This window comes from Hydrocoleum sp. CS-953, assembly GCF_002260545.1.
Classification (GTDB): Bacteria; Cyanobacteriota; Cyanobacteriia; order Cyanobacteriales; family Microcoleaceae; genus Trichodesmium.
The window spans coordinates 1-6,290 of record NZ_LGSU01001046.1 but is presented as its reverse complement, the minus strand read 5'-3'; the positions used below and the strand labels follow the sequence as shown (position 1 = coordinate 6,290).

General features: G+C 39.1%; 2 protein-coding genes and 3 pseudogenes. 2 read left to right on the top strand and 3 right to left on the bottom strand.

From position 1 onward, the window contains the following. Window positions 1–316: 316 nt before the first annotated feature. From AFK68_RS15360 to AFK68_RS15350, 3 genes and pseudogenes are all read right to left on the bottom strand, one after another. Window positions 317–1,137 (bottom strand): annotated as a pseudogene (locus AFK68_RS15360) (transglycosylase domain-containing protein); the annotation flags it as partial. 1 nt (window position 1,138) lies between these two features. Beyond that, window positions 1,139–2,286 (bottom strand): annotated as a pseudogene (locus tag AFK68_RS15355) (transglycosylase domain-containing protein); the annotation flags it as partial. Window position 2,287: 1 nt separating this feature from the next. After that, on the bottom strand, window positions 2,288–2,671 hold a 384-nt coding region (locus tag AFK68_RS15350; RefSeq protein ID WP_210407420.1), incomplete at its 3' end, for a transglycosylase domain-containing protein. A gap of 1,290 nt (window positions 2,672–3,961) precedes the next feature. Between AFK68_RS15350 and tyrS the strand changes: the two are divergent. Together tyrS and AFK68_RS45300 are read left to right on the top strand one after the other, a co-directional pair. Next, window positions 3,962–5,025, top strand: a pseudogene (tyrS, locus tag AFK68_RS15345) (tyrosine--tRNA ligase); the annotation flags it as partial. A 1-nt stretch (window position 5,026) separates the two neighbouring features. Next, window positions 5,027–5,382 (top strand): S4 domain-containing protein (locus AFK68_RS45300; protein ID WP_371357401.1); only part of this gene is annotated, 356 nt, incomplete at its 5' end. Window positions 5,383–6,290 lie beyond the last annotated feature (908 nt).

The window sequence follows — 6,290 nt, the reverse complement described above, 5'->3', positions numbered from 1 at the left end:
GGCGTTAACGATAGTTATGCGAAGCTAACGGCCGTTTCGCGGAGCGACATGTTTGCGGAGCATTCCGTCAGGAAAACGCCCCTACGAGGACTGACTCCTTATTTCATACTACATTTTGACGTGCGGAATGTAGGCTTTAAGACTTTTTCAGCAACCCCTAATTAACCCCATCTTTGAAGGCAAAATGTTTTTGGAAGGAAGTTGAAATTCCTGTGACAAAAACAACTTCTGATGTCTAACTTCGTTAATCACCATACTGCCTCTGCGAACCTTTTCCCTACCTAACGCCAAAAAGTTGTTAATTATGTATGAAAAACTAGGGCCTCTCAAACTTATATGCTGGAGGAAAATACTCTTTACGCATACCCCTCATAGCTTGGTTCATAAAATCACGCCAGATAGGTGCAACAGTAGTTCCCCCAGTAGCTCCATAGTTTAGTGGTCGGTAATCATCATTACCTACCCAAACAGCAGTTGACAACTGAGGAGTATAACCAACAAACCAAACATCCCTTTCCGAAGAAGTCGTACCAGTTTTTCCAGCAGCTTGACGACTCATTTTAGCCCTAGTAGCAGTACCTCGTTCAATTACCCCCACTAATACACTATTAAGTGATGCTACAGCCCACTGATTCAGAACCAATTTAGGTTTAGGAGTATTGTCCAACAACACATTTCCACTGGTATCTGTCACCTGGACAATAAACGTCGTATCAGAATGCCAACCATTATTAGCAAAAGTGGCATAAGCACCAGCCATCTCCAGAGGTGTCAAATCAACAGAACCCAGTGGTAAAGAAATTACAGGTTCCATCGGACTTTTAATTCCCAAAATACGACAAATCTCAATTACCTTATTAAGTCCGACAGACTGACCAATTTTAACAGCAGGTATATTCAGAGAAGACTGTAAAGCCTTACGAATACTAACTGCCCCGGAATATCCACCACCATAATTTCGAGGAGTGTAGTAACCATCACCATCTCGATAACTAACACGAGTATCCATCACCACCGAAGATGGGGAAAATCTACCCGAAGCAAAAGCAGCATAGTAAACAAAAGGCTTAAACGAAGAACCAGGTTGCCTACGAGCTTGAACGGCACGATTATATTGACTGGTCTTAAAATCTGCCCNCTGCCCCGGAATATCCACCACCATAATTTCGAGGAGTGTAGTAACCATCACCATCTCGATAACTAACACGAGTATCCATCACCACCGAAGATGGGGAAAATCTACCCGAAGCAAAAGCAGCATAGTAAACAAAAGGCTTAAACGAAGAACCAGGTTGCCTACGAGCTTGAACGGCACGATTATATTGACTGGTCTTAAAATCTGCCCCACCAACCATGGCCTTAACAAAGTGGGTGCGTGGGTCAACAGCCACCAATGCTAATTGACCTTTATCCCAACTACGATAAAGGCCACGATAATATAATATTTGATGCCATTCAGTCACAGTTCTCTCTGCCATCCGTTGGAAGTTCATATCAATAGTAGTTTGTATCCGCATTCCTCCCTTCAGAACAGCATCTTTACCAAACCTCTCAGTTAATTCTTGAATAACTGCATTAGTAATATAGGGAAGTTTACTTTGACGAAAAGAAGTAACTTTACCTACTAATAATGGTTGTTTGAGAGCTTCTGCTTCCTCCTCAGCAGTAATCCAATTTAGTTCTCGCATCCTGGCTAATACTGTTGCTTGACGCTGCTTGGACTTTTGGTAATTAATAAAAGGACTATATTGCTCTGGTGCGGGAATCATACCTGCCATTAAGGCAGCTTCGGCCAAAGTTAAATCCTTGGCAGACTTATTAAAATAGCTTTTAGATGCAGTTTCAACTCCATATAGATTATGACCCCAATAAATTTGGTTGAGGTATAATTCTAAAATTTCATTTTTTTGCAGAATTTGCTCCATTCTAATTGCCAAAACTGCCTCAGCTACTTTCCGACTAAGTTTGGCTGTGGGAGATAAAAACAAATTTTTCACCAACTGCATAGTCACGGTAGAACCTCCTTCAACAGTTCTACCCCGCTCCAAGTTGGCCACAAAAGCACGGATAATTCCAATGGGATAAAGGCCTTGGTGATTGTAGAAGTTACTATCCTCGATCGCTAGAACTGCTCGTTTTAAGTCTGGAGAAATTTGGTTGAGAGGGATGACTTCTCGGTTGGCCTCATCATGGAGACTTGCCAGGGGTCTACCTTTGATATCATATATATGAGTTGTTTCTGAAGGTGTATAATTTTTTAGTACCCGTACATCTGGCAGATTACGGNAATGGGATAAAGGCCTTGGTGATTGTAGAAGTTACTATCCTCGATCGCTAGAACTGCTCGTTTTAAGTCTGGAGAAATTTGGTTGAGAGGGATGACTTCTCGGTTGGCCTCATCATGGAGACTTGCCAGGGGTCTACCTTTGATATCATATATATGAGTTGTTTCTGAAGGTGTATAATTTTTTAGTACCCGTACATCTGGCAGATTACGGAAGCTAATGGCTAAACCTACCAGTCCTCCAGCAACTAATGAGCTAGTCAGCATGGTAATCCCTAATACTGTACCTGCTGTAACTTTACTGACAGATTGAACAAACTCGAATACTGGTGCAGGTTCAGAGTTGGATTTTTTAGTTTGTTTGTTTGGAAGAGCGTTAGTTGACATTTTGATTTAACTTATTTAACTAAATTTTCTGGTTTTTGAGTTTAGTAATTAAACTTTTAGAGTTATGGAATAAGATTAAGTCATTTCAGTTATCAGTTATCAATACCTCCAGCAATAGGGAGATATTATTTCTCGATCAAAAGGAAAGAATTCAGCCGTCAGCTATTCTTTATTGGGGAAGGTTTAAAGGTTGATTGAGCCAGATATTAAATATTACTAAAAGTCGGCTATTTCGTTTAAAGCTTATTAAATTCATTTAATGTCTTTAAGCTCTAATTGCACTCGTGCTTACTGCTAATAGCTGTTTGCTTACATCAAAAGTCAAAAAGTAAGTGATAATAAGTTGATTATTTGTATACTTTAGGTTTCTTTGACTTTTTGTTAGGTAAGAGGCTTATTATTAGGGTTTAATATGTTACTTGAAAAAGTTTTCTTATTCTATTTCCTAAGATACCAATAGTTATCATTTCTTGGTAAGCTAGCTATAGCTAAATTCTAATTGCTATACATCAATAAATTATGCTTAAATCAATGTCTGTCCAAAGTTATGTACAACAAAAATAAGGATGAGTGATATTTGTAAATAATTTATGCTACTTTAGCACCTTAAACATTCAGCTATTAGCGGTCAGATATCCGTTTTTTAATGAACGATATAGCTTGATATAATTTTAAGGTTAACTGATGAAATTTTACCCATACTTTTAATTAGCATGAAATCTCTAAATTGCTTTTTACTCTTTTAAATAAAGGTAATGAAGCTGATAGCTGTTAGCGTTAGCTCCTCTGTTTTGCTGACGCAAAGCTCCGCTTTATATGTCGGCGACAGGCGTTAACGTTTGCGGAGCATTCCGTCAGGAAAGTTGTGCGCCAGCAAAACGCGGAGCGACATGGAAAGCGGAGCATTCCCTATACGAAAAAGCGCAGCTCTGACCCAGGAGGCAAGAAGCTAGCTAACCGCTGTTTGCGCAGCATTCCGGAGGAAATGCTGACTTAGCACTCCTANGAAAGTTGTGCGCCAGCAAAACGCGGAGCGACATGGAAAGCGGAGCATTCCCTATACGAAAAAGCGCAGCTCTGACCCAGGAGGCAAGAAGCTAGCTAACCGCTGTTTGCGCAGCATTCCGGAGGAAATGCTGACTTAGCACTCCTAATTATCAGTAGGCCAATTAAGGGCAAAAATCTTCAGAGTAGCTAAACTTTTCCGACTTCCTAATAAGATTATTCATCATTTTCTCCACTAAATTTGACTTTCAAAGTCAAGCTATATAGATTTACTAATACTAAATAATGACTGATAAATTTACATGGCTGCATCGTGGTATCAGCGAAATATTCCCAGATCAAGCAGATTCTCAAGACCCGAATGAAAACTTAATCCAGAGATTAACCAAATCAGACCGTCCTTTGCGGATTAAATTGGGAATTGACCCCACAGGAGCTGATATCCATTTAGGCCATAGTATCCCAGTGAGAAAACTCCGGGCATTTCAAGATGCTGGACATACCGCAGTATTAATCATAGGAGATTTTACCGCAAGAATTGGCGACCCGACTGGGAAATCTGAAGTCCGACGGCAGTTAACTTCAGAGCAGGTAAAGGAAAATGCCAAAACTTATTTAGAGCAAGTCCGGCCAATATTGGATTTTGACACACCAGGACGACTAGAAATTCGCTACAACTCAGAGTGGCTGTCTAAATTGGATTTGACCAATATTCTAGAACTTCTGGCAACTATGACTGTGGGACAGATGTTGGCTAAGGAAGGTTTTGCCCTTCGTTATAATCAGGAAAATCCTATCTATATCCATGAGTTTCTCTATCCCCTAATGCAAGGTTATGATTCTGTAGCTGTGGATGCTGATGTGGAATTGGGCGGTACTGACCAAAAGTTTAATATTGCAGTGGGGCGAGATTTACAACGTCATTTTGGTAAGAGGACTCAGTTTGGTCTGTTGATGCCGATTTTGTTGGGGACTGATGGGGTACAGAAAATGTCTAAGTCTCTGGGAAATTATGTGGGTTTATCCGAAGACCCTTTGAGTATGTATTCTAAACTGGAGAAAATTCCTGATGACCAGGTAGAAGAGTATTTTGAACTATTGACAAATTTACCTCTTGATGAATTGCCAGAGAATCCTCGCGAAAGACAAAAATTGTTGGGTTTGGATATTGTGTCTCAGTATCACGGTAAGGAATCTGCTTTGGAGGCTCAACAAACGGCTGTGAAAATGGTGCTTCAGGGAGATATGAGTCAAACTGAGGCAGTGCCAGAATTTTCTTTGGCTTCTGTGGAGTTTCCAGCGAAGTTGTTTTATATTGTTAGTGCTAGTGGTTTGTGTAAGAGTAGTTCNGACAAAAATTGTTGGGTTTGGATATTGTGTCTCAGTATCACGGTAAGGAATCTGCTTTGGAGGCTCAACAAACGGCTGTGAAAATGGTGCTTCAGGGAGATATGAGTCAAACTGAGGCAGTGCCAGAATTTTCTTTGGCTTCTGTGGAGTTTCCAGCGAAGTTGTTTTATATTGTTAGTGCTAGTGGTTTGTGTAAGAGTAGTTCTGAGGCTAGGAAGAAAATTGCTGGGGGAGCTGTACGTTTGGATGATGACCGTATTTCCGATCAGAATTTGACTTTTGACTCTCCGGCGGAACTTGATGGTAAGGTTTTACGGGTGGGTAAAAAGAATTTTGTTCGCTTGGTGAAGAATTAAGCAATACTTTTACTTAGACTTATAGTAGGAAAAATTTAGGAGAGAAAACTTATGACTCAGAGGAAAGGAAAATTTTTCATCGGTGAAAATTAGTCAAAACTATAACGTATTAGTTTTTTGAATTATGAGTGGAAATTTTCCATACTTTACCTTAGACTCATAGTCAGAAAAATTTAGTAGAGAGAAATTCTGACTCCAACCGAAGGAAAATTTTTCNTTTATCATAGGTGAAAATTCGTCAAAACTATAACGTCTTAGTTTTTTGTTAGACTCTCGAAGAATAGATGAGTGGAAATTTCTCATACTTTTACTTAGACTTATAGTAGGAAAAATTTAGGAGAGAAAACTTATGACTCACACCGAAGGAAAATTTATCATAGGTGAAAATTCGTCAAAACTATAACGTATTAGTTTTTTGAATTATGAGTGGAAATTTTCCATACTTTACCTTAGACTTACAGTCGGAAAAAATTAGTAGAGAAAACTTCAGACTCACACCGAAGGAAAATTTATCATAGGTGAAAATTCGTCAAAACTATAACGTCTTAGTTTTTTGTTAGACTCTCGAAGAATAGATGAGTGGAANTTTATCATAGGTGAAAATTCGTCAAAACTATAACGTCTTAGTTTTTTGTTAGACTCTCGAAGAATAGATGAGTGGAAATTTCTCATACTGGATGCTTAGACTTACAGTCGGAAAAAATTAGTAGAGAAAACTTCAGACTCACACCGAAGGAAAATTTATCATGGGTGAAAAGTCCTCAAAACTATAACGTCTTAGTTTTAGAGTTTGACTGCCGAAAAATAGAGAACTAGAAATTTCTCATACTTTACCTTAGACTCGTAGTCAGAAAAATTTAGTAGAGAGAAATTCCGACTCAGAGTCTAGGAAAATTTTTCATCGGTGA